15 protein-coding genes and 1 pseudogene are annotated in these 23,054 nt (G+C 69.9%); 3 read left to right on the top strand and 13 right to left on the bottom strand.

Going from position 1 to position 23,054, the window contains the following annotated elements:
* Positions 1–224: 224 nt before the first annotated feature.
* Positions 225–671 (top strand): hypothetical protein, encoded by a 447-nt coding sequence (locus V6B97_RS16180; RefSeq protein WP_333507561.1) that lies wholly within the window; start codon positions 225–227, stop codon positions 669–671.
* Between the two features lie 68 nt (positions 672–739).
* Here V6B97_RS16180 and V6B97_RS16175 read toward each other — a convergent pair whose 3' ends face one another.
* From V6B97_RS16175 to V6B97_RS16120, 12 genes are all read right to left on the bottom strand, one after another.
* Entirely contained in the window at positions 740–1,999 is a 1,260-nt protein-coding gene (locus tag V6B97_RS16175) for a hybrid sensor histidine kinase/response regulator (protein ID WP_333507560.1), read from the bottom strand.
* The gene (locus V6B97_RS16170) at positions 1,996–4,416 is read right to left on the bottom strand and encodes a PAS domain S-box protein (RefSeq protein WP_442935503.1); all 2,421 of its coding nucleotides are present in this window, start codon (positions 4,414–4,416) and stop codon (positions 1,996–1,998) included. Before V6B97_RS16170 ends, V6B97_RS16175 begins: the two co-directional genes overlap by 4 nt.
* A 56-nt stretch (positions 4,417–4,472) precedes the next feature.
* Positions 4,473–5,285, bottom strand: a complete 813-nt coding sequence (locus tag V6B97_RS16165; RefSeq protein ID WP_333507558.1) for an Rrf2 family transcriptional regulator — start codon at positions 5,283–5,285, stop codon at positions 4,473–4,475.
* Positions 5,286–5,738: 453 nt separating this feature from the next.
* Positions 5,739–6,197, bottom strand: a complete 459-nt coding sequence (locus tag V6B97_RS16160; RefSeq protein WP_333507557.1) for an RrF2 family transcriptional regulator — start codon at positions 6,195–6,197, stop codon at positions 5,739–5,741.
* A gap of 281 nt (positions 6,198–6,478) precedes the next feature.
* On the bottom strand, positions 6,479–7,288 hold the full coding sequence (locus tag V6B97_RS16155; RefSeq protein ID WP_333507556.1) for an HD-GYP domain-containing protein: 810 nt from the start codon (positions 7,286–7,288) through the stop codon (positions 6,479–6,481).
* Positions 7,289–7,744: 456 nt separating this feature from the next.
* Positions 7,745–9,121: a PAS domain-containing sensor histidine kinase gene (locus tag V6B97_RS16150; RefSeq protein ID WP_333507555.1), complete on the bottom strand. Its 1,377-nt coding sequence runs from the start codon at positions 9,119–9,121 to the stop codon at positions 7,745–7,747.
* Entirely contained in the window at positions 9,118–9,483 is a 366-nt protein-coding gene (locus V6B97_RS16145) for a response regulator (protein ID WP_333507554.1), read from the bottom strand. Before V6B97_RS16145 ends, V6B97_RS16150 begins: the two co-directional genes overlap by 4 nt.
* A 73-nt stretch (positions 9,484–9,556) precedes the next feature.
* The gene (locus tag V6B97_RS16140; RefSeq protein ID WP_333507553.1) at positions 9,557–11,347 is read right to left on the bottom strand and encodes a methyl-accepting chemotaxis protein; all 1,791 of its coding nucleotides are present in this window, start codon (positions 11,345–11,347) and stop codon (positions 9,557–9,559) included.
* Between the two features lie 132 nt (positions 11,348–11,479).
* Positions 11,480–14,155: a PAS domain S-box protein gene (locus V6B97_RS16135; protein ID WP_333507552.1), complete on the bottom strand. Its 2,676-nt coding sequence runs from the start codon at positions 14,153–14,155 to the stop codon at positions 11,480–11,482.
* A gap of 133 nt (positions 14,156–14,288) precedes the next feature.
* Complete coding sequence (locus tag V6B97_RS16130) at positions 14,289–14,741, bottom strand: response regulator (protein WP_333507551.1); 453 nt, start codon at positions 14,739–14,741, stop codon at positions 14,289–14,291.
* Positions 14,738–17,146, bottom strand: a complete 2,409-nt coding sequence (locus V6B97_RS16125; RefSeq protein WP_333507550.1) for an ATP-binding protein — start codon at positions 17,144–17,146, stop codon at positions 14,738–14,740. The genes V6B97_RS16130 and V6B97_RS16125 overlap by 4 nt, the downstream gene beginning before the upstream one ends.
* Positions 17,147–17,148: 2 nt before the next feature.
* Complete coding sequence (locus V6B97_RS16120; RefSeq protein ID WP_333507549.1) at positions 17,149–17,436, bottom strand: phage regulatory CII family protein; 288 nt, start codon at positions 17,434–17,436, stop codon at positions 17,149–17,151.
* Positions 17,437–17,776: 340 nt separating this feature from the next.
* On the opposite strand from V6B97_RS16120, the gene V6B97_RS16115 reads away from it, so the two are divergent.
* A complete protein-coding gene (locus tag V6B97_RS16115; RefSeq protein WP_333507548.1) occupies positions 17,777–21,394 on the top strand; it encodes an ATP-binding protein in 3,618 nt (1,205 codons plus the stop codon).
* Positions 21,395–21,404: 10 nt separating this feature from the next.
* Entirely contained in the window at positions 21,405–22,811 is a 1,407-nt protein-coding gene (locus tag V6B97_RS16110) for a sigma-54-dependent transcriptional regulator (protein ID WP_333507547.1), read from the top strand.
* Between the two features lie 133 nt (positions 22,812–22,944).
* Here V6B97_RS16110 and V6B97_RS16105 read toward each other — a convergent pair.
* A pseudogene (locus V6B97_RS16105) lies at positions 22,945–23,054 on the bottom strand (IS1595 family transposase); the annotation flags it as partial.

Here is a 23,054-nt window from a genome sequence, read left to right as displayed (position 1 = left end):
CCAAGGCCCAACGTCAGTAAATCGTTAGCTTCCACGGCTCCTTCCCTCCTGGGCAAAGGGAAAGGCTACGATGCGTCAGGAAGGAGAGTCAAGAAAGCTGATTTCCACGTCTCGCGTCGAGGAACCTGTTAAGTTTAATACGCTTTATGTGATCCTATGGCTTCCGAAGGCTCCGGGTATAATGGGGATGAATCCCAACTTCCCTCCAACCAGAGGAACGCATCATGACTAACAATTTCCCACTGGCCCGCGCCTACCGTGAAGAATTAAGAAGGTTGTTTCTTGAACAGGGCTTTGCCTTCAAATCATCAGGAACAAACATTCACATCAGCATTTCCAATGGGTTTTCTCTCTTTATTGTTGTGAGATCGGAGGACGATGACGCATTGCCCGGCGACTTGAGGATTGAACTGAAGTACGGAAAGACAAATAAACTCCATCAAAAAATATGCAATATCTTTGAGCGCAAGAAAGACAAACGTAGATACGAATTTTCTGATACGCGCGAAAAAGAGAATTTTATATATATTCCACTCATGGATATTACAGAGTTGAACAAGACAAAGTCTGTCATCCCATGTTGGAAACTAGTAAAAAAATCCATTCAATTCTTAATTGAGGATTTCGGATCCGAGATCGAGGGGCTTTCAGAATTCATCAAGTTGAAATAATATCAAATAAACTTGCACCCAAAGCGTCGTGTGGTGTAGCCACACGGCGCTTTGGGTGCACCTGAAGCTTACCCCCGTATCCGCAGCACGGCCCGCACGCCGCCCTCCGGCGACGCGGGGCCCAGTTCCAGTTCGCCGCCCATCTCGCGGGCCAGCTTGCGCGTGGCCATGAGGCCCACGCCGCTGCCGCCCGGCTTGGCGGAGAGGAAGACGGTAAACCCGTCCGCGTCTTCCCCGTCCTGCCCGTCCCCTTGGGACGGCAGGCCGGGGCCGTTGTCCTCCACCACGTATTCGACGTCGGGTGCGCCGGAAGCTTCCGTCCCCCCGTCCGCAGGGCCGGGCAACGCCACACGGCGGCTGCGCAGGGTCACCTGCCGTCGCGCGCCCGTGTCCCCCTCCGTTCCCCGTTCCGCGAACGCCCCAATGGCCTCGAACGCCTCGATGGAGTTGACCGCCAGGTCCATCAGGCAGCGGTGCACCGCGTCCGGGTCCAGCATGACCGGCTCCGGCCCGGCCCCCGCCCGCACCGCCAGCGTCACCCCGGCCGCCGCCGCGCGCGGGGCCAGCAGGCGGGCCACGTCGCGCAGGGGACCGTCCGGGTCGCACGGGCGCGGGGAAAGCTCCGCCGCCCGTCCCATGTCCAGCAGGCGCACGGCAAGGTCGCGCACCCGCGCCACGTCGTCGCGCACCATGCGCCAGCCCTGTTCCAGATAGTCGCGCCGGTCCAGTTCCAGCCCCTTTTCCAGCACGAACATGGCCCCTTCCAGCCCGCCCGCCATGTTCTTGATGGCGTGGGCCAGGCCCGCCGCCGTCTCGCCCACGGCGGCCAGCCGTTCGGCGTGCAGCAGTTGGCGGGTGCGTTGGGCCACCAGCAGTTCCAGTTCCTCGGTATGGCGGCGAAGGGCCTCGCGCAGGGCCATGCGCTGGCGGGCGCGGTCCAGCGCCACTTCCAATGCCTCCGGAGCCACCGGCTTGGTCAGGAAGTCGCCCGCGCCGAAGCGCAGGCTGGACACGGCAAGCTCCATGTCGCCGTGCCCGGTCAGCACCAGCACTTCCACGCCGGGAAATTCCGTCTTCACCGCGCGCAAGAGGTCGATGCCGTCCATGCCGGGCATGCGCACGTCGGTCAGCACCACGGCGGGCGGGTCCGCGCGGACCATGGACAACGCCTCGGCCCCGGACGCCGCCGTGCGCACCGCGCAGCCCATGTCCGTGAGCAGCAGCACGAGCACGGTGCGGATGCCCTCCTCGTCGTCAACCAGGAGAAGGGGCAGCAGGGGGGGCAACGGAAGGGGCGGCACACGGGGCTGCGGCGGCTGTGCGCTCATGCCGCGTCTCCTTCACCGGCCGCATCCGGCCCCGGCGCCGTTTCCCCTGTTCCCATAGTCCCCACCGCTCCCACCGCTCCCGAAGTCATCGGAAAATGCAGCGTGAAGCACGCCCCGCCCTCCGCCAGGTTGGACGCCTGGATGGACCCGCCGAACTCCTTGACCAGCCCGTAGCTGATGGACAACCCCAGCCCCGTGCCCTTGCCCACCTTCTTGGTGGTGAAGAACGGCTCGAAGATGCGCGGCAGCAGCGCCGGGGGGATGCCGCCGCCGGTGTCGCACACCCGTGCCGTCACCCGGCGGTCGTCGGCCACCGTCTCCACGGTGATGCGGCGCGGCGCGCCCGGTTCCCGTTCGCTGCGTTCCTCTATGGCGTCGCGGGCGTTGAGCAGCAGGTTGATGAACACCTGCTCCAGCCGGTTGGACACGGCCATAACCGGGGGCAACGGCTCGGCCAGCCGCCAGTCGATGTCGATGCCGCGCAGCGACAGCTGGCGGCTGAAGAATTCCGTGGCGCCGCGCAGCACCGCGTTCACGTCCACCCGTTCCAGGGCCAGGTCCGAGCGGCGGCCGAAGTCGCGCATGTGCCCGATGATCCGGCTGGCCCGGTCCACGTGGCCGTCGATCTCGCGGGCCATGGTGGCCAGGATGTCCGGGTCGATGGGCTCGCCGCGCGTCACCTTGCGCAGCAGGAAGCCCCCGGCGGTCTTGATGACCGTCAGCGGCTGGTTCAGTTCGTGGGCCACGCCCGTAGCCATCTCGCCCAGGGTGGCCATCTTGCCCGCCTGGATCACCTTCTGCTCGGCCTCCAGCCGCTCGGTGATGTCGGTGGTGGTCACCAGCAGCACCTGCCGGGCCAGGTATTCCGCCGGGGAAAGCATGATGTCCACGTGAAAGGGCCTGCCGTCGCGGGCCACGTTGCGGGCGCGGTTCAGCACGGTGAAGGCCCGCAACTGCGAGGCGTAGCGCTCGCGCTCGTCGGGCGGGAACAAGTCCAGGAACGAGCGGCCCTTCATTTCCTCGCGCGGCCAGCCGTACACCTTCTCGGCCGTGGAGTTGCAGTCCACCACCTCCAGGGTCTGCTGGTCCAGCACGAACACGGCGCTGGGAATGTGGTTGAAGATGGCGTGGTACTTCAACTCGGAGCGGCGCAGCTTTTCCTCCAGTTCCCTGCGGTCGGTGATGTCCAGGGTCATTTCCATGGCCGCGGTGACCCGGCCTTCCGCGTCGAACACGGGCGAGGTGTGCACTATCCAGTGCGCCCGGCTGCCGTCGGTGTGGAAGCCGCTTTCCTCGCTGCAATGGGCAAGGCCGGTCTGCATGGTCATTTCCACCGCGCAGTTGGGGCACTTGCCGGTGCGGCCCTTGTAGGCCTGGAAGCAGAAGTCGCCGGGCCTGGGCGTGAAGTTCTCGCGGAACATGCGGTTGTAGCGCAGCAGCCGCAGGTTGCGGTCCTGCACGGTGATGGCGCAGGGCACCTGGTCGAACAGCCGCTGGTACTCGTCGCGCTGGCGGTTCAGTTCCGCCTGCTTCTGGGCGATGTCGCGGTCCATGCGGGTGATGGCCCCGGCCAGTTCGCCGATTTCGTCCTGCTGGCGCACGTCGGAAAGGTCCACCGGTTCGCCGCGCGCCACGGCGCGGGTGCCCGCGATGAGTCGGGCCACGGGCCGCGTCAGGAAGCGCCGCAGAAACAGGTGCACCGCCGTGGCCCCCAGCAGGAACACCGCCGCCGCCAGGGTGACCACCCGGGTCTGGAAGGACAGCACTTCGGTTTCCGCGTCCTGCAACGAAAGCACCACCTCCAGCGCGCCCAGCACCAGCTTGTCCGCCGGGTGGAAGTGGCAGGGCTCGCCCGAGCAGCCGGGCTCGTTCATGATGGGGGTAAGGCTGCCCAGCAGGCGGCGGCCATCCGGGTCGGTGAACACGCGGGTGCGCTCGCGCAGGGCCAGCCACTTGCGCGGTTCGGGCGTGCGGTGGCAGGCGGCGCAGGCCTCGTCGCGGATGTTGGTGCGGCGTTCCACCTCGTCCGGGTCGCCCGAGAACTTGATGACGCCTTCCTTGTTGTAGATGCGGATGGAGACGATGTCCTTCTGGCGGGCCACGTCGCTGATGATCTGGTTGATCTCGTCGCGGGCGTTCAGCATCATGGCGAAGCGCGCGCCAAGGCGGATGGTGGTGCCCAGACGGTCGCCCCCGGCGGCCAGTTCGTCGTGCAGGTGTTCGCGCTGGTAGCGGATGCTGCCCAGCGACAGCACCAGCACCCCCAGGAACAGCGCCGCGCCGCTGCCCGCCACCACCTTGGCGGCCAGGCTGCCGCCCGGCAGCCCGCGCACGCGACGGCCCTGCCCGGCCCTGCGGGGTCCCCCGCCATGGCCCTGAGCGGATGTGCCGCCCGTTCCGGCGGTCATTGCGGTCATTGCGATCATGGCGGTCATGGCGACCTCCTGCGGCGCCGCGCCCCGCCCAGCCACGGTCAGGACACGGTGGCCGGGCGGTTGCGCGGGATGCCGGGTCCGTCCGCATCGTCCGATCTGGCCGCGTCGCCCTGCTCGTCCAGCCCTTCCAGCCCTTCCAGACCGTCCAGACCTGCCGGGCCTTCCGGTTGGCACGGCTCGGACACACGTGGCCGCGCGGGCGTTGCGCGGGCGGGGCAGCAGCCTGGCACAGGCCCGGCGGACGTCCCCATATCTGCCGGACCTGCCAAACCCGCCGGATTCGCCGGATTCGCCAGATGCGCCGAACCCGCCGGGCGCGCGGGTTTTCCCGGCGCGGCGAAGCCGACCGGCTCCGCAAGCCCGGCCAACGCGCGCAGTTCCCGCTCCGCCTCGTGGCGACGCTCGGCCATGGTGCCGGGGCACCAGTCGCCGAACTTCACTCCCTGGTCCACGTAGCGCAACAACTCGCCGAAGGTGATGGCATCCAGCCGGTCGAACATGGCCCGGCTGCACTCCTTCCAGACCATGCGCGTGAGGCAGCCGGGGGCGTGGGAACAGTGCTCCTCGTCGCGGCCGCACCCCACCATCTCCGCCCCGCCTTCCAGCACGCGCACCACGTCGCCCACGGAAATCCCGTCCGGCGGACGGCCCAGGCGATGGCCGCCGTTGGGACCGCGCTGACTCACCAGCAGGCCCGCCTCCTTCAGCGAACGACTGATCTTTTCCAGGTACTTCTGCGATACGTCCAGCCGACGCGCCACGTCGCGCATCAGCACCGGGCCAAGGCGGCTGTGCTGGGCGATGTCCAGCATCATCCGCGTGCCGTAGCGGCTGTTGGTCAACAAACGCATGCCTGCCCCCTCGGTTGACGGTCACGCCGCAGCCATTGGCGGGAACCCACACCCCCGTTCCATGCCACGCAGCGCGCATGCATGCCGGACGAAAACCGACGTTCCATGCACACCCTGCCGACATACCATACCGCAATGGTATATTCAACAACGCCGCACGGCTAACACATTCACTCCACATCGGGACAATCCGGATTGAACGGATTGCCACGCTGCAAATCCACTTTGCGCGCACGGAACGACGCTGCAATGGAACACGACGCAACATGCGCACGATGCAGCATGCAACATGAAGGCGTCCTGCCCTGCATGGGCCGGACGCCAGTGTCATTGAGGAAAGGTGGAGCGGAAAGGCGGAAAGGTAGAGTGCGCGTGCAAGGCGGACGGCGCGCGGGCGCGGGCCGGGGGAGGCGACGGAGACGAAGAAAACGGAGAAGGCGGGGAGCCGGGGCGTCAGGCACCCGGCCTGTCGGGCAGGATGTTCCCGTCGGGAGGCAGGTCGTGCTCGGGCACGTCGGGCAGGCCCTTGGCCAGATCTTCCAGGGTGATGGCGTCCAGCGCCGATTCCACGGCGTCGGCGGCGCGGGTCCAGCCGAGGCAGGTCAGCCTGTCGCCGGGGGTGCCGGCCGGGGCGCAGTGTTCCGCGATGCGGATGCCGCCCTCCATGAGCCGCACCACCGTGCCCAGGGTGATCCTGACGGGCGGCAGGGCCAGCCGGTGGCCGCCCATGGCCCCCCGCGCGCTGGCCGTAAGCCCGCCGCGGCGCAGATCCTTCAGTATCTGCTCCAGGAACTGGACGCTGATGTCCGTGTACCGCGACAGCGCGGTGGTGGTCAGCGGCCCCTCGGTGCCATGCACCGCAAGGGCCACCAGCACCCGCGCCGCATAGCGCGTTCTGGCGGTGAGCTTCATGCCGTTTCCGGGTCTCCCGTTGCGGCGGCGCGCGACGTTGCGCCCCGTCCACTGCGGTACACCTACACCATGCGTGCACGGCATTCAACACCATTAGTCAGGATTGGCACACTCTGGCACTGCGGCGTGCGCACCCGAGGACTCTTGTATCGGACCACTTCCATCCAGGATGTTTTCAATCCGGAACAACGTTCCACCCACGAGACTTCATGAAACAGTCAGGGCGTGTCCGCAGACCCCTTCCCCTGGCCCCGGCCTGCCCGCCCTGCGGCGGCTGGCGGTCACTGGTGGGGTTCGCCGGTGCGCAGGCCGGAACTCACCTGGTCCCGCGCGGCCCACAGGTCGCCTGCTATTTCCAGGAAGGCGTCCAGCGGCCGAGGGTCGAAATGGGCGCCCCGTCCCTCGCGCATGATGGCCATGGCCTTGTCGAACTCGAAGGCGGGCTTGTAGGGCCGCTTGCTGGTCAGGGCGTCGAACACGTCGGCCACGGCCACGATGCGGCCCTCCAGCGGAATGCCCTCGCCCGAAAGGCCGCGCGGGTAGCCGCTGCCGTCCCAGCGTTCGTGGTGGGTGCCCGCGATGGTGGCGGCGATGCGCACCACCCGCGACGACGAGGCCGCCAGGATCTTCTCGCCGATGGTGGCGTGCTGCTTCATCACCGAAAACTCCTCCGGCGTGAGCCTGCCCGGCTTCAGCAGGATGGCGTCCGGCGTGCCGATCTTGCCCACGTCGTGCATGGGCGCGGCCACGCGCAGGTCGCGCAGCCCGTCGGCGGGCATGCCCAGCGCGGCGGCGATGCCTTCGCTGTAGAAGGCCATGCGCAGGATGTGGTCCCCGGTATCGTCGTCCTTGTAGGCGGCCGCCAGGGTGAGCCGGTTCAGGGTGTCGAGGTACGAGCGCTCCAGTTCCGCGCGCGAGGCGCGCAGGTCGAGCACGGTGCGCCCCAGGTCGTCGGCGAAGGCGCGCAACTGGCCATGGGCCATGCGGAGTTGCTCGCGCGTCTCCTCCATGGCCGAACAGGTGTTTTCCGCAGCCTCTTCAAGGTGATCCCTGCCGGGATGCCGTGGATCGCGCGTGGTGTCCCGCGCCATGCTGTCCTCCCGTGCTGTGTGCCCTGCCGTCGCGCCGTGCGGCGTCGTGATGCATCCCGCCTCTCCCCTGCGGCCGCGCCGGGTTTCGGGCTTGTGCCCGTGCGGGACCCGGCGTGACCAACCATGACGGCCGCGCCGTGCGGCACCGCGACGCCTCCCGCCTCTCCCCTGCGGCCGCGCCGGGTTTCGGGCTTTCGTCCGTGCGGGACCCGGCGTGACCAACCATGACGGCCGCGCCGTGCGGCACCGCGACGCCTCCCGCCTCTCCCCTGCGGCCGCGCCGGGTTTCGGGCTTGTGCCCGTGCGGGACCCGGCGCGGCCTGGGGTGGGGGTGTGCGCAGCTCCGGAGCGGGTGGGCCGCACGGCGGACCCCCCATCCGCCGTCCTGCCCCGGAGCGGGCGAACGGCCCGTGCGCACGGGGGGGCACCCGCGCGCCGCGTACCGCGCCCGAAACGTCAGCCTGCCACCATTTCCCGCGCGCCCGCGCCCGGCACGCCCACGCAGGCGGGCAGGCGCACCGCCACCGTCGTGCCCCGGCCCACCTCGCTGGCCAGGGTCACCTCGCCGCCGTGCAGCCGGGCGATGGCCCGCGCCAGGGTGAGCCCGATGCCCAGCCCTTCGCGGTTGCGCGTCATGTACCCCTGCGCCTGGTAGAAACTTTCGAACACCCGCTCGCGCTCCTGCGCGCCGATGCCGATGCCGGTGTCCGCCACCTCCACCACCACCTCGCAGGCCATGCAGCCCGCGTCGTCCGCCGCGCCTTCCGCCACGTCCGCCACTCCGGCATCCGGTCCTGCCCCCGCCCCGGCCGTGCCGCGCGGCGGGCGGCAACGCAGGGTCACCATGCCCCCCTGCCTGTTGAAACGGATGGCGTTGTGCACCACGTGCAGGAACAGTTCGCGCAGCAGCCCGGCGTTGCCGCGCACCGTCACCGGCGCGGCCCCCGCGGGCACCGGCCCCAGCACCACCCCGTGCGCGGCGGCAAATGCGGACAACTCCTCCAGCACCCCGGCCAGCACCCGGTGCACGTCCACCGGCGCGTCGGAGGACTCCACCCGGCCGCCCTGCACCTCCGCGAAGCGCACCACCTCGCGCACCATGGCATGCATGCGCCGCGCGGCCTGCAACAGGTGGCCCAGCAATTCCTCGGCGTCGGAATCGCCCCGGCGGCGCGCCTCGTCCAGCAGGACGTCGCCCAATCCCAGGATGCCGTTGAGCGGGGTGCGCATCTCGTGCGAGATGATGGCCAGAAAATCCTGCTTCAGGTGCTGCACCCGGCGCTGCATGCTGATGTCGTGCAGCACCAGCACCCGGCCGCCGTCGCTCATGGGCGAGGTGGCCACCCGCACCACCCGCCGGGGCACCCCTTCGGGCGAGGGCAGTTCCAGTTCCACCACCCGCGCACCGTCCATGTCCGGGAATTGTCCCAACGCCGGACCGGTGCCCGGTGCGAAGTCACCGGGCACGCCGGGCAGCACGGCCTCCGCCCCCGCCTCGCCCAGCAGTTCGCGCAGGGGGCGGCCCTGCACGTCCGGCGGGGGGCGGTCCAGCATGGCGCAGGCCGCCTTGTTCACGCTGACGGCCATGCCCGTCGCGTCCACCGTGAGCATGCCGTCGGCCATGGAATCAATGACCGCGCGCAACCGCTGGTTGACGGCCTGGAGTTCGGCATGCTGGGCCCGTTCCACGGTATACAGCGCCGCCAAATCCTCGGCGTAGCGCACCGTCTGCATGGACACCTCGCCGCACTCGGCCAGTTCCGGCGGGTCCGGCGGGTCCGGCCCCGCGTCCGGCCCCACATCCGGGCGCGGTTCATCCAGCGGACGGGTCATCCCAGAAACTCCTCGATCTTGCGGATCAGCGCCAGCGGGCTGAACGGCTTGGGGAAGTAGTCGTCGGCCCCGGCGCGCAAGCCCTCCTCGCGGTCCAGGGCCTGGCCCTTGGCGGTCAGCATGATGATCCGGCAGCCCGCCGTGGCCGGGTCGTCCCGGATGCGCCGGGTGGCCTCCAGGCCGTCGATCTCGCCGGGCATCATCACGTCCATCAGGATCAGGTCCGGGCGGTGCAGGCGGGCCATCTCCACCGCCTGCATGCCGTTTTCTGCCTGCAATATCTGATAGTTGCCGATGCGCAACGTGGCCTGCACCAGTTCGCGCACCTCGTACTGGTCTTCGGCGATGAGTATCCGCTTCATGGTGTCTCCCCCTTGCATGCGGCGGAATCGGGACCCGTCCGGCGGAGCGCATCCCATTCCGGTCCGGAGTGCGTCAGTATCGTTCGAAGTCGGCGTCGGACGAGGCCGCGTCGTCCAGGTCAAGGGTCACGCCGGGCTTTCCGGCCCTGGCGGCCCGGTCGCCATGGAGCGCGCCATCGGAAACGGCGGCGGACGGACGCCCGCGCGGCTGGCGGCGTGTTTCCAGTCCGCCCAGCCCGCCCGACGGGGCCGACGGAGCCCCCTGGCCCACTGACCCTGGCGGCAGGCCGCCGCCCGGAGACAGCCGGAAGAACGCCACGGTCCGGGCCAGTTGCGTGGCCTGCCCGGCCAGTTGTTCCGACGTGGCGGCCATCATTTCCGAGGCCGAGGCGTTCTGCTGGATCACCGAATCCAGCTGCTGCACGGCCTTGTTGATCTGTTCCGCGCCCACGCTCTGCTCCTTGCTGCCCGCCGCGATTTCCTGCACCAGTTCCGCCGTCTTCTGGATGCTGGGCACCAGCGTGCCCAGCATGTTGCCCGCGCGCTCGGCCAGGGCCACGCTGGACGAAGACAGCTCGCCGATTTCGGCGGCCGCCGTGCCGCTGCGCTCGGCCAGCTTGCGCACCTCGGACGCCACCACCGCGAACCCCTTGCCGTGCTCGCCCGCGCGGGCCGCCTCGATGGCGGCGTTCAGCGCCAGCAGGTTGGTCTGCCGCGCGATTTCCTGCACGATGGATATCTTTTCCGCGATGGTCTTCATGGCCCGCACGGTCTGGGCCACGGCCGTTCCGCCCTCGCGGGCGTCCTCTGCCGAGCGCAGGGCGATGCGGTCGGTCTCGGCCGCGTTCTCGGCGTTCTGCTGGATGTTCGAGGTCATCTGCTCCACCGAGGCGGACACCTCTTCCACCGCGCTGGCCTGCTCCGTGGCGCCCTGGGCCATGTTCACCGCCGTCTCCGACAGTTCGCGGCTGCCGGAGGTGACGCCATGGGTGGTTTCCATCACCTCGCCGATGACCCGGCGCAGGTTGGCGGTCATGACGCGGATGGCCTCGGCCACGCTGCCCACCTCGTCCCGGCTGGATACCTCGACGTCGGCCGTCAGGTCGCCCGAGGCCACCTGCCCGGCCACGTCGCGGATGCGCTGGAGCGGCCGGGCGATGGACCGGCTGGCCAGCAGCCATGCGCAGGCCACCACCACGGCCACGATGCCCAGCGCCCAGCCGGCCACCGTCAGGGCGGCCAGGCGCACCTGCGCGTTCACCACGTCCAGCGACGAGATGATCTCGAACGCGCCGTGCACCTCGCCCTCGCGCCAGCCTTCCTTGATGCCGCCGACGACATCCTGCTCGCCCTTGGGGTCGCCGTGGCAGAACAGGCATTCGCGGGTCAGCCGGATGGCCCGGAAATAGCGGATGCGGTCCGCCTCGCGCAGGATCAGTTCCTGCTGGCCCGAGGACGAAAGCTGCTCCAGCACCCCGCGTTCCAGGTCCGTGGGCTCGTTGGCCGGGTTGCGCGGCTGCCGCTTGGGCACGCGGAACTCGTAGCCCAGCTTTTCCGCGTTGACCCTGGCCATCTTGATGGCGGTGATCACCGGCACCGCGTCCACCACCTTGTCGGGCGGCAGTTCCGCGAAGGGGCGGATCAGCCCCGCTTCGAGCTTGCGCGACATCTCGTCGCGCGCGGCCTCGGCCATGAGCACCACGGCGCGGCTCTGTTGCAGGATGGCCTCGTGCGCGCCCTCGCGGATGTCGCCGATGCGCTGCGCGGCCATGACGCCCGCGATGCACACCGGCCCCAGGACGGCGATGGCCATGATCTTGGCCTTGATGCCGAATGCTCCACGCTTTCCACGCTCGCCGGTCATGGCGTCTCCTTCGGGCCGCGCGGCCCCGGCTCACCAACTCGTCAACTCATTCGCGCATCCGCTCGTCCGCTCATCCACATCATCAGGGCATCAACCCATCAGCGCACCGGGGCACCGGTTCCCATGCCGGGGTCATGCCCCGGCCGGCAGGGTGAAGCGCACCGTGGTGCCCACGTCCTTGGCGCTTTCCACCGCCACCTCGCCGCCGTGCGCCTCGATGAGGTACTTCACGATGCTCATGCCAAGGCCCGTGCCGGGTATGCCGGTGTTCGAGGCGTCGCCCCGGTAGAATTTCTCGAACACCCGCGAAAGCTGTTCCGGGCTCATGCCCATGCCGTTGTCGCGCACGCTGACCTCGTGCGCGCCCTGGCCGGGCCGCAGCCGCACCTCCACCACGCCGCCGCCGGGGGAATACTTGACGGCGTTGCTGAGCACGTTGTCGAGCACCTGGGCCACCTTGTCCGCGTCCACCACGGCGGTCACCGGCGTTTCCGGCAGCAGCAGCCGGAACGAATGCCGGCGCGTGCCCACGATGTGCGCGGCGACCTTGCGGCGGATCAGCGCCACCAGGTCGCACGGCCTGCGCTTGAGGCTGAAGCCCTGGCCCATCTCGATGCGGGAAATGTCCAGCAGGTCCGCCACGATGCCGGTGACCAGCGCGGCCTGCTCGTTGATGTAGCCGAGGTATTGACGCTGCTCGGCCGGGGCGATGTCGTTTCCCATGACCAGCAGTTCCGAGAACCCCAGGATGGTGGTGAGCGGGGTGCGCAGCTCGTGCGCGGCGGTGGTCAGGAATTCGTTCTTCATGCGGTCCAGTTCGCGTTCGTTGGTCACGTCGTGCAGCACGGTGACCACGCCGGCGCGTTCGGTCCGTTCGGTCCGCCCGCCGCGCGCGTCGCGCACCTCCGAAGTGCTGGCCGTGTAGTGGTGCACGCCGCCCGCCTCCGTGGGGCGCGAAAAGCCGAACTGGCAGGGCGCCCCGCCCATGGTGTCGTCCAGGCAGTGCACCAGCCGCCTGCGCAGGGGCTCGTCCTCGATGAGATCGGCCACCGCCTCGCCCTCCAGGTCGCCGGGGGAGGCAAGGCCCAGGATGTCCTCGGCCGCCGGGTTGGTCAGCACCACCCGGTGCCCGGGGTCGGTGACCAGCAGCCCTTCGGACACGGAACGCAGGATGAGGTCGATCTTCTCGCGATGGGATTCCGCCGTGCGCAGGGCCTGCTCCAGGTCGCGGGTGCGCTCCAGCACCATGTTCTCGAGCCGGGCGCGGTAGCCCTGCAACTCCGCCTCGGCGGCGCGGCGCTCGCTGATGTCCTCCAGCATGCCCACGGCGTACTGCAGGTCGCCCTTGCGCCCCCGGATGGCCGCCACGGCCAGGCGCACGGGAAACACCGCGCCGTCGCGCCGCAGGTGCTGCGTTTCCAGAAAGAAGCCGTTGCGCTCTCCCCGGTGCAGTTCCGCGAACAGGGCGCGCACGTCGCCCGCCTCGTGGCCGTGCACCAGCTCCGAAAAGTGCCCCAGGGGCAGTTCCGCCGCGGCAAAGCCGTGCAGCACGTTGAACAGCCGGTTGGTCTTGACGAGGCTGCCGTCCTGGTCGCTGATGAACACCCCCAGCGGGGCGTGCTCGAACACGGCGCGGAAGCGCGCCTCGCTCTGCTGCAACGCCTCTTCCTGCTTGCGGCGGCGGCTGACGTCGCGCCCGATGCCGAAGACCAGCACCTTGTCGCCGTCGCGCACGGGCACGGAGACCGACTCTATCCAGTTCTCGCGCCCGTCGGGCCGCAGCCACGAATACACGGCGCTCTGCGGCCCGCGCAGTCCGCCTTCCTCGCGAAGCGGGCGGAAGGGGTCGGGAGCCCTGCGCCCGCCCAGGTACGCCTGGAGTTCGCGCACGTCGTCCACCTCGCGCAGTTGGTCGCGAGTGCGCCCGGCCATGCGTTCGTAGCCCCGGTTGCAGTCCACCAGCCGGGGCGGGCGGCCGTCCTCGTAGTGCTCGTAGACCGAAATGCCGTCCAGCGAATGCTCGAAGATGGTCCGGTAGCGCAGTTCCGCCTCGCGCAGGGCGCGTTCCGCCAGGCGCTGGGCGGTGATGTCGCGCAGGGCCACCAGGGTGGCCGGGCCGTCGTCCCAGGTCACCGGGGCGGTGCGCACCTCCACCAGACAGGGAGTGTCGCCGTTGCCGCACAGGTCCAGTTCGTCGTCGCGCACCGGCACGGGCGACGGCTGGCCCAGCATGTCGGACAAATCGGGCAGATCGGGCCGGTCGGGCCGGTCAGCCAGGTCAGGCAGGTCGCGCCCCAGCATGGCCAGGGCCGCCGGGTTGGCGAAGCGCACCAGGGCTCCCGCGTCCACCACCAGCATGCCGTCCGGGTTGGCGCTGATGATGGTCTCCAGCCGCTGGCGGTGCTGGCGCAGGGCGCCTTCCGCCCTCTTGCGGTCGATGGCGTAGCGGATGGTGCGCCCGATGAGGCCCTCGGCCACCTCGCCCTTGCGCAGGTAGTCCTGGGCGCCGCGCGCCACGGCCTCTTCGGCGAAGGAAGGGCTGGAAAGCCCGGTCAGCACGATGACCGGCAGTTCCGGGGCGTGGGAGACCAGGCTGCCCAGGGTGTCCCAGCCCTGGCTGTCGGGCAGGCTGAGGTCCAGCAGGGCCACGTCGAATTCCCCGCCATCCAGCAGGGCCAGGCCGTCGGCCAGCGTTTCCGCCCGCTCGATGGCATGGCGCAGGCCCGACCCGGCCAGCAGCAGGCTGAACAGCCTGGCGTCGCCGGAGTCGTCCTCGAACAGCAGAATGCGCACCAGCCCCTGGTTCATGAGTACTCCGGGGTTGTTCCGGACTTCATGCGGCGTGCAGCGGGCACGCCGCGTCCCGTTCCGTCATGCCGCGCCCCGGCGGGCGTGGCGGCCGGTCTCCGCCAGCTTCCTTCCGCCGCCTGCCAATCCCCCGTCAATCCCCCTTCTGGGGCAGGGTCACGATGCCCATCCAGAAGTGCTCGATCTGCCCCACCACCTCCAGGAACTGCTCCCAGCCCACGGGCTTGGTGATGTAGCAGTTGGCGTTGAGGTCGTAGGCGTTCAGGATGTCGCGCTCCTGCCGCGAGGTGGTCAGCACCACCACCGGGATGGTGCGCAACTCCGGCGTCCTCTTGATCTCCTCCAGCACCTCGCGCCCGTTCTTGCGCGGCAGGTTCAGGTCCAGCAGCACGAGGTCGGGGCGGGGCGCGTCGGTGTACTGCCCCTCGCGCCGGAGGAAGGACATGGCCTCCTCGCCGTCCTCCACCACGAACAGCCGGTTGGACACGCGGTTGCCCTTCAGCGCTTCGCGCGTCAGGCGCACGTCGCCGGGGTCGTCCTCCACCAGCAGGATGTCGATGAGTCTTGCCTGATGCATGCCGCTCATGTCCCCTCCTCCCTGTTCTTCCTCTCCGGCCTGCCGGGCCGGTCGCGTCCGTCGGACCCGTCGGACCTGTCTTGCCGGTCGGGCCTGTCCGGCCTGTCCGGCCTGTCGGGCCCATCAGGAATGGCAAACCGGAACGTGCTGCCCCGGCCCGGGGCCGATTCCACGCCGATGGCCCCGCCGTGCCGTTCCACGATCTTCTTGCACACCGCAAGGCCGATGCCGGTGCCCGCATAGCGGCCGGGCCCGTGCAGCCGCTGGAACACCCGGAAAATGCGCTCGAAATGCTCCGGCTTCATGCCGATGCCGTTGTCGCGCACGTAAAAGCTCCACGCCCCCCCGGCGCCTTCCGCCGCCGTGCCCCGCTCCGCGCCTATGGAGATGACCGGGGGCGCCTCCGACCGGTATTTCACGGCATTGCCCACCAGGTTGCGCAGCAGTTGTTCCATCTGCACCCGGTCGGCGCGGATCATGGGCAGCGGCCCCCGCTCCACGGTGGCCCCGGTCTCCTCGAACAGCAGGCCAAGGTCCGAGAGCACGGTGTCCACCACCTTCTCCATGTCCGTGTCCTCGAACTCCCGCCCCTGCGTGCTGACCCGCGAATAGGCCAGCAAGTCCTCGATCATGTCCTTCATGCGGCGGGCGGCGTCCACGGCAAAGCCGATGAACTCGTCGGCGTCGCTGTCCAGCCGCCCCACGTAGCGCTTGGCCAGCAGGTCCAGAAAGCTGGCGATCTTGCGCAACGGCTCCTGCAGGTCGTGCGAGGCGATGTAGGCGAACTGCTCGAGTTCCGCGTTGGAGCGGCGCAATTCCTCGGCCTGGCGCTCCAGGTGCAGTTCCGCCTCCTTGCGCTGGGTCACGTCGCGCCCGGACACGTAGACCAGCCCTTCCTCGGGCAGGGCCACCGAGGTCCAGGCCAGCCAGCGGTACACCCCCTCCTTGCAGCGGAAGCGGTTTTCCACCACCGTGCCGCCCATGCTCCCCGCCAGCACCGCCCGGCTGGCCGCCGCGTCGTCCGGGTGCACGAAATCCAGGAACGGGTGGCCCGCCACCTCTTCCGCCTGGTAGCCGGACAACCGCTCCCAGGCCGGGTTCACCCTGTGCAGCGCCCCCTGCTGGGTGACGATGGCCACCGGGTCCAGCGACAGGGCGAAGAAGCGTTCCGCCTCCTGCTCGGCCCGCTGCCTGCTGATGGCCTCGCGCAGCATGGAGGCCCGCGCCTCGCGCGTGGCCACCGTGCCCGCCTCCACGTCGCGGCGCAGGCGCGTGGTGCGCCCCAGCAGCACCACCGATGCCCCCAGAAACACCATCAGCAGCATGACGGCGGCCCCGGCTAGCAGCAGTTCGCGGTCGGTGTAGCGCGACAGCACGTTGCCGCCGAACCAGCGGCGGTACAGCACGTCGTACTCGCCCGAGGCGCGCACCCGGTTCAGGGCTTCGTTGATGTCGGCGACGCGGTGCGTCTCACCCTTGGGCACCCCGAACGAATACCGCAGCATGCGCAACTGCGTGCCCGACATTTCCAGCGGAGCCTCGGTGGGCAGGCGGCGGATGATGTGCTCCATCACCGGTTCCGGCCCCACCAGGGCGTCGGCCCGGCCCCAGGCCACGGCCATCACTCCGTCCAGCGGGGTGGGCACCGCCAGCAGGCGCTGCCCCGGCATGCCCCGCAGGAACTGGTGGCTGGCATGGCCTTCCACCACGGCCACCAGCATGCCCGAAAGGTCGGCCACGCCACGCGGATGCGTGGCGCTGTCGCGCCGCACGTAGATGCGTTCGGACATTTCCAGGGCCGGTTCGCTGAACTCCATCCGCAGCAGGCGTTCCGGCGTTTCCGCCACCAGTGACAGCATGTCCAGCCCGCCGTCGCGCAGGTCGTCCAGCAGGGCCGCCCCGCTGTCGTAGTCGTGGAATACCGCGTGCCGTCCCGCCGCCCGGGCCACGGCCTCGGCCAGGTCGCGTGCGAAGCCTGCGGGCACGCCCTCGACCATGTAGCTGAGCGGCGGATAGGTGGTCAGCAGGCCCACGCGCAGTTCCGGCGCGCCGGGGGGCAGCCCGTCGCGGGGCTGCGGCGGGGACGGCGCGCGCGCGCCGTCGGGAGTGCCCGGCCCGGCCGGAGATTCCGGACCGGTGCGCAGCCAGCCGTCCTGCATGGCCCAGGCTTCTGCCGGAAATATCCGGGCCACCGGCCCGGACCATCCAATGGGGCTGCCGGGGCTGCCGGAGCCGCCGGGACCGCCCGGTTCATGCGGCAGCAGCAGAAGCAGCAGCACCGGCACGGCGGCCAGCACGCACCGCGCCAGCAGCCCCGCCAGGCCCGCCAGACCCGCCAGGCCGGTGGGACGGGACGGGACGGGCCGGGAGCTTCGCCGCCGCCCCGCCGCCGTGTTGTTCCCCAGGGACGGCATGCCTACCGTCCGGGGTGCGCGCCGTGGCCGTGGTCCTCCTCGCCGCCATCCACCGGGGCCAGCCGATAGCCCAGTTCCTGCGCGATCTGCTCCAGCGGCGTCACGTCGCGGGTGGTGCGCAGTATCTGGAAAAACGTCTCCACGCCCAGCTTGGCCCCGAGGTCGAACGGATTCAGTTCGCGCATCAGGGTGGGATAGGGCTTGCCGATGCTGCGCGCCACCTCGCGCGCCTGGCTTCTGCTGCTGAGCACCGCCCCCTGCACCATCCGGGTGATCCACTTCTCCGACATGTTCCCTCCTGCGGCCGTCGTCCGTCGGCCTGCCGGAGGAATATCAAGAAGCATGCCGCGCCGTGGGCCGGGGCAAGCGGGCACGCCGCCTCGCCCTGCGCGTGCAACACCTTGTATCTGCTGTGGTTGCTCTTTTCAGCCGGGAACGCTATCTCTCATGCTGTATCCGAAGGTGAGAATCGCGTCTCATGAAATGAGACCGCGTCTCGCCAAACGAGACATACCCTGTTCCCCGCCGCGTCACCGGATGCGCCGGGCCGCGCCCGATCACGGCAGGTCACGGCGGATTCCCGGTCCAAAGGACGCCTGACGGACACCCCCGCCACCCGCGAGGTTTCCCATGCCGCGCCAGCAGCCTCCGCCCGGGCACGCTCCCGGCCCCACGGACCGCGCGCCGTCCGAACAGCAGTCCGAACAGCAGTCCGGACCACTGGCCGGACCACTGGCCGGGCCCATCCCGCTGTTCGAGCACAGCGTGGCCCCCATGCTGCTGGTGGACCCGGCCAGCGGCACCATAGTGGACGCCAACCCCGCCGCCTGCCGCTTCTACGGGCACCCCCGTGAACGCATGGCGGGCATGCCCATCTCCGCCATCAACACCCTGGACGAGCACGAACTGGCCGAGCGCATGGACGAGGCCTTCCGCTGCCACCGTTCGGCCTTCCGGTTCCGCCATCGCACCGCGTCGGGCCTGGAACGCGAGGTGGAGGTGCACAGCGGCCCGGTGTGGCTGAACGGCCGGGCCCTGCTGCATTCGGTGGTGCACGACGTGTCGGCCCTGCACGACTCCATGCGGCGCGTGGACCGGGTGCAGCGGCTCAACGACCTGCGGGCCGCCCTGATCCACGGCGGCCCGGCCGAGGAAAAGCTGCGCCTGATGGCGCGGGACATCCTGTCCATCTTCGATGCCGGAGCCTGCCGCATCTGGCTGGCCCGCCCTGGCGACCGCTGCGGCCAGTGCCCCCATGCGGGGGTACGGTGCGCCGTGACCGCACGCAGCGCACCGGTCTGCCTGCACCTGGCGGTGGAGGAAGCGGCCACGCCGGGCACCCCTTCCTGCCAGCCCTGCCAGTCCGGGCAGCCGGGCCAGCCCCGGCCCGACCCCCGCATCGCGCGCATTCCCTTCCGGCACGGCCCGGTGGGGCGAGCCGCCTCGGCCAGCACCCGGCGGCCGGTGCTGCACGCAACGCCAGAGGCCGACGCCCCCCTGACCTGCGACTGCGGGGTGTTCGCCGCGTACGCCATCCGCATCGGCCAGGGCATTTCCGGCGGCGTGCTGGGGGTGACCCTGCCCACGCTGGACCCCATCACCGACATGCAGCTCGAAGGGCTGGCCCACACCGCCGCGCACCTCTTGCAGACGGCCCGCACCGCCGAGGCCACGCGCCGGGCGCTGCGCGGGCTGGACAACCGCATCCGCAAACGCACCGCCCAGTTGCGGCGCGCCAACCAGCTGCTGCGGCGCGAGGTGGCCGAGCGGCGCCGGGCGGAATCCGCCCTGCGCCGCAGCCGCGACCTGCTGGAACACGGCGAGCGCATCGGCCACCTGGGCAGCTACTGGCGCGACGTGGACACCGGGTACGGCCAGTGGTCGGACAACCTGTTCCGCATGTTCGGGTTCCCCCTGGCGGCGGAGGCCCCCTCGTTCGCGCGGTTCTTCGAGCGCATCCACCCCGACGACCGGGCCAGGGTGGCCGGGCAGCTGTACCTTGCCATGGACCAGAAGACCGACACCCTGGTGGAATACCGCTACCGGGGGCCATCCGGCCAATACCGGCACGCCCGGCAGCAGGTGACCTTCGACACCACGGCCCGCACCGGGCACAAGGCCCCGGTGGTGATGCACGGCATGGTCCAGGACATCAACGACCAGCGCCAGCGCGACGAACTGCTGCGCCTGCAACGCGACCTGCTGCTGGCCCTCGGCATCACCACCTCGGTGGAGGACTGCCTGGGGCTGTGCCTGCGCACCGCCCTGCGCGCCGAAAGCGTGGACGCGGGCGCGGCATGGCTGCGCGTGCCGCCGTCCCGCGGGCCGGGCGTCCCCCCGCTCGGCGGGGAGGCCCCGGAACCATGCGAATGGCGGCTGGTGGCGGCACAGGGGTTCGACCCGGCGGTGCTGGCCAGGGTGCGCCGCCTGCCCTCGGGCACGCCTGCCGCGCGCCTGATGGAGGCCGGACGCCCCGTGCCGGAGACGCCGCCGGAGCAGGAATCGCACTGCGTCCTTACCGGCGACGTGGAACTGGACGCGCTGGCCGCCGCCTCGTCCATCTGCTGCGCGCACCTGCTGCCCGTGGTGCACGAAGGCCGGGCCGTGGCCTGCCTGCTGGTGGGAACGCGCGGCCCCGGCCCCGTCCACAAGGCCGCCCGCCACCACGCGGAGGCCGTGGCCGCCCAGGGCGGCAGCGCCTTTGCCCGGATCATGCAGCAGCAGTCGCTGCGCGAAAGCGAGGCCAACCTGCGCGCCCTGCTCAACGCGCCGCGCCTCAGCGCCTTCCTGCTCGACGCCACGGGCCGCGTGCTGGCCTGCAACGCCACCGGAGCCGGACGCCTGGGCATGACCCCGGACGAACTGGAAGGCCACTCCCTGCTGGAATGCAGTGCGCCGGAAATCATGCAGAGGCGGCTCGCCGTCCTGGCCAGCGTGGTGGCCACGGCAACCCCGGCCGCGTTCCGGGACACGCGGGACATCTACATCTTCGACCACTCCCTGTACCCCATCACCGACGAGTCGGGCCGGGTGCACCGGGTGGCCTGGCTGGCCGAGGACGTGGCCCACGAGGTGGCCCTGGAACGGCAACTGCGCCAGGCCCAGAAGATGGAGGCCGTGGGCACCCTGGCCGGCGGCATCGCGCACGACTTCAACAACATCCTCGGCGTGGTCATGAGCAACATCGAAATGCTGCGCGACACGGGCCTCACCGGCAGGGCCGCCGCCCGGGCCGACCGCATCCTGCGCGCCGCGCTGCGGGCGCGCGAGGTGGTGCGCCAGTTGCTGTCCTTCGGCCGCCCGGCCGACGAACCCTACGCGCCCCTTGACCTGTGCCGCACCGTGGACGACGCCCTGCAACTGGTCAAACCGTCCATCCCGCCCAGCGTCACCCTGCGCACCCTGCTGCCCGCGGACGCCCTGCCCGTATACGGCGACGCCACCCAGATCCACCAAGTGCTGCTGAACCTGAGCACCAACGCCGTGCACGCCATGCCCGACGGCGGGCTGCTGGACGTGACCCTGGAAACGCTGGACCTTGGCGGCGACGAAGTGCTGCGCAGCTACCCGGAGCTGTCGCCGGGCCGGTACGTGCGCCTTTCGGTGGCCGATTCCGGCCTGGGCATGACCGCCGCCCAGCTGGAACGGGTGTTCGAGCCGTTCTTCACCACCAAGCCGCAGGGCATCGGGTCGGGCCTGGGGCTCAGCATGGTGCACGGCATCGTCCGCAAGCACGGCGGCACGGTGCGCGCTCATTCGCAGCCCGGACAGGGGGCGCGCTTCGACGTGCTGTTGCCCCTGCTGGACCCGGCGGGCGGCGCGCCGTCCGGCCCCGGCGGCGCCCATGGCCCGGATTTCGCCGACGTGCCGGGCACGCCCGGCCGGCAGCCGCTGCACGTGCTGGTGGTGGACGACGAGCACGACTTCCGCCAGTCCGTGGCGGAAATGCTGCACGCCCACGGGCACCGCTCCACCGGCACCGGCGACGCGGAGGACGCCCTGCGCCTGCTGGCGGCAGGGCGCTACGACGTGGCCCTGCTGGACCTGCGCATGCCCGGCCGGTCCGGCCCGGAACTGGCGCGGGCCATCCGCGCGCGGGGGTTCACCCTGCCGCTGGTGCTGTGTACCGGCAACCAATGCGACATCACCCCGGAAGAGCTGGAGCAGGCCGGCCTGACCCTGATCGGCAAACCGTTCACGGGCGAAGAATTATCGAAACACTTGCATGCATCGTTGAAAAAGGCGTAAAGACTAGGGGATGCCTGAAATCCTCATCATCGACGACGATCCGCTGGTGGCGGAAACCCTGGCCGACCTGGCCGAGGACATGGGCCACGTCCCGTTGCGCGCGGCGTCGCTGGCCGACGGACTGGCCCATGCGGACGCGGGCTTCGGCGACGTGGTGCTGCTGGACGTGATGATGCCCGACGGCAACGGGCTGGAAGCGCTGCCGCGCTTCGTGGCGTCCCCCGCGCGGCCCGAGGTGGTCATCATCACCGGCACCGACGCCGCGCAGTCGGCCGAGATGGCCGTGCGCAACGGCGCCTGGGACTACATCACCAAGGGCGCGCCGGTCAGCGCCGTCCGCCTGGCCATCCTGCGGGCACTGGAATTCCGCGGCGAAAAGCTGGCCCGCACGGCCCAGCAGGGGCGGCAGTTCAACCCCACCGGCCTCGTGGGCACCAGCCCGGCCTTCACGGACTGCCTGGACCTGGTGGCCAAGGCGGCGCAGAGCGACGTGCCGGTGCTGATCACCGGAGAAACGGGCACCGGCAAGGAACTGGCCGCGCGGGCCATTCACGAGAACAGCGACCGGGCGGGCCACCCCTTCGTGGTGGTGGACTGTGCCGCCATGCCCGAAAACCTGGCCGAAAGCGTGCTGTTCGGCCACGTGCGCGGGGCCTTCACCGGGGCCGACCGCGACGCCGAAGGGCTGGTCCGCCAGGCGTCGGGCGGCACCCTGTTCCTGGACGAGATCGGCGAACTGCCCCCCGTCCTGCAGAAGACCTTCCTGCGGGTATTGCAGGAACGGCGCTTCCGCCCCGTGGGGGGCCGACAGGAGGTGGAGTGCGACTTCCGGCTGCTGGCCGCCACCAACCGCGACCTTTCGGTGATGGCCAAGCGGGGCGAGTTCCGCGAGGACCTGCTGTACCGGGTGCGGGCCATGCACATCCCCCTGCCCCCGCTGCGCCAGCGGGAGGACGACCTGCGCCCGCTGGCCGAGCATTTCGTGCACCAGTACTGCGAGCGCAACAACCTGCCCTCGCGCATCCTGACGCCCGAACTGCTGCGGGCCCTTGGCGCGCACCATTGGCCGGGCAACGTGCGCGAGTTGCGCAACACCCTGGAAACCATGATCGCCTTCGCGGGCGACGTGCGCACCCTGTACCCGGTGCACCTGCCGGAGCATATCCGGGTGCGCCACGTGCGCGCCACGGCCGGAAGCATCCGGGCGGAGCAGGCCGAGGCCGATTCCCCGGGCCTGCCCCTGGCCGGGCTGTCCATTCCCACCTGGATGACCTACCGCGACGTGGCGCTGGAACGCGCCGCCGTGGACTATTTCCAGAACCTGCTGGCCTACGCGGGCGGCGACATGGGCAAGGCCCAGCAGCTTTCCGGCCTTTCGCGCGCGCAGTTCTACCGGTTGTTGCGCAAGCTGCGCTAGGGGCTGTTTCTAAATTGTCCTTTCGCCCGTTGGCATCGTCAAACTTCGCCTGCCATGTCGGTCGAATACGATAAGAGTATACTCCCTCATGGCAGGCTCGTTTTCCTCGCCAACGAACGAAAATCCTAAGGCTCTAGACCATCAGGTCTTTGTTTTTTGCTACCAGCCGTTTCATTTCGGCAATGAGTTGGGGCAGGGGCTTGTTGTAGCGCCATTCACATTCTTTGAGGTGTAATTCGAAGT

It is taken from the genome of Nitratidesulfovibrio sp. 1201_IL3209 (assembly GCF_036763125.1).
GTDB lineage: Bacteria > Desulfobacterota > Desulfovibrionia > Desulfovibrionales > Desulfovibrionaceae > Cupidesulfovibrio.
Note: the sequence above shows the minus strand (reverse complement) of the source record. Positions and strands in the feature narration are given on the sequence as shown.

What these genes read in the sequence shown, in the direction of transcription:
- V6B97_RS16180 (WP_333507561.1), top strand. Translation starts at nt 225, where the DNA reads ATGACTAACAATTTCCCACTGGCCCGCGCCTACCGTGAAGAATTAAGA.
- V6B97_RS16175 (WP_333507560.1), bottom strand. Translation starts at nt 1,999, where the DNA reads ATGAGCGCACAGCCGCCGCAGCCCCGTGTGCCGCCCCTTCCGTTGCCC.
- V6B97_RS16170 (WP_442935503.1), bottom strand. Translation starts at nt 4,416, where the DNA reads ATGACCGCAATGACCGCCGGAACGGGCGGCACATCCGCTCAGGGCCAT.
- V6B97_RS16165 (WP_333507558.1), bottom strand. Translation starts at nt 5,285, where the DNA reads ATGCGTTTGTTGACCAACAGCCGCTACGGCACGCGGATGATGCTGGAC.
- V6B97_RS16160 (WP_333507557.1), bottom strand. Translation starts at nt 6,197, where the DNA reads ATGAAGCTCACCGCCAGAACGCGCTATGCGGCGCGGGTGCTGGTGGCC.
- V6B97_RS16155 (WP_333507556.1), bottom strand. Translation starts at nt 7,288, where the DNA reads ATGGCGCGGGACACCACGCGCGATCCACGGCATCCCGGCAGGGATCAC.
- V6B97_RS16150 (WP_333507555.1), bottom strand. Translation starts at nt 9,121, where the DNA reads ATGACCCGTCCGCTGGATGAACCGCGCCCGGATGTGGGGCCGGACGCG.
- V6B97_RS16145 (WP_333507554.1), bottom strand. Translation starts at nt 9,483, where the DNA reads ATGAAGCGGATACTCATCGCCGAAGACCAGTACGAGGTGCGCGAACTG.
- V6B97_RS16140 (WP_333507553.1), bottom strand. Translation starts at nt 11,347, where the DNA reads ATGACCGGCGAGCGTGGAAAGCGTGGAGCATTCGGCATCAAGGCCAAG.
- V6B97_RS16135 (WP_333507552.1), bottom strand. Translation starts at nt 14,155, where the DNA reads ATGAACCAGGGGCTGGTGCGCATTCTGCTGTTCGAGGACGACTCCGGC.
- V6B97_RS16130 (WP_333507551.1), bottom strand. Translation starts at nt 14,741, where the DNA reads ATGAGCGGCATGCATCAGGCAAGACTCATCGACATCCTGCTGGTGGAG.
- V6B97_RS16125 (WP_333507550.1), bottom strand. Translation starts at nt 17,146, where the DNA reads ATGCCGTCCCTGGGGAACAACACGGCGGCGGGGCGGCGGCGAAGCTCC.
- V6B97_RS16120 (WP_333507549.1), bottom strand. Translation starts at nt 17,436, where the DNA reads ATGTCGGAGAAGTGGATCACCCGGATGGTGCAGGGGGCGGTGCTCAGC.
- V6B97_RS16115 (WP_333507548.1), top strand. Translation starts at nt 17,777, where the DNA reads ATGCCGCGCCAGCAGCCTCCGCCCGGGCACGCTCCCGGCCCCACGGAC.
- V6B97_RS16110 (WP_333507547.1), top strand. Translation starts at nt 21,405, where the DNA reads ATGCCTGAAATCCTCATCATCGACGACGATCCGCTGGTGGCGGAAACC.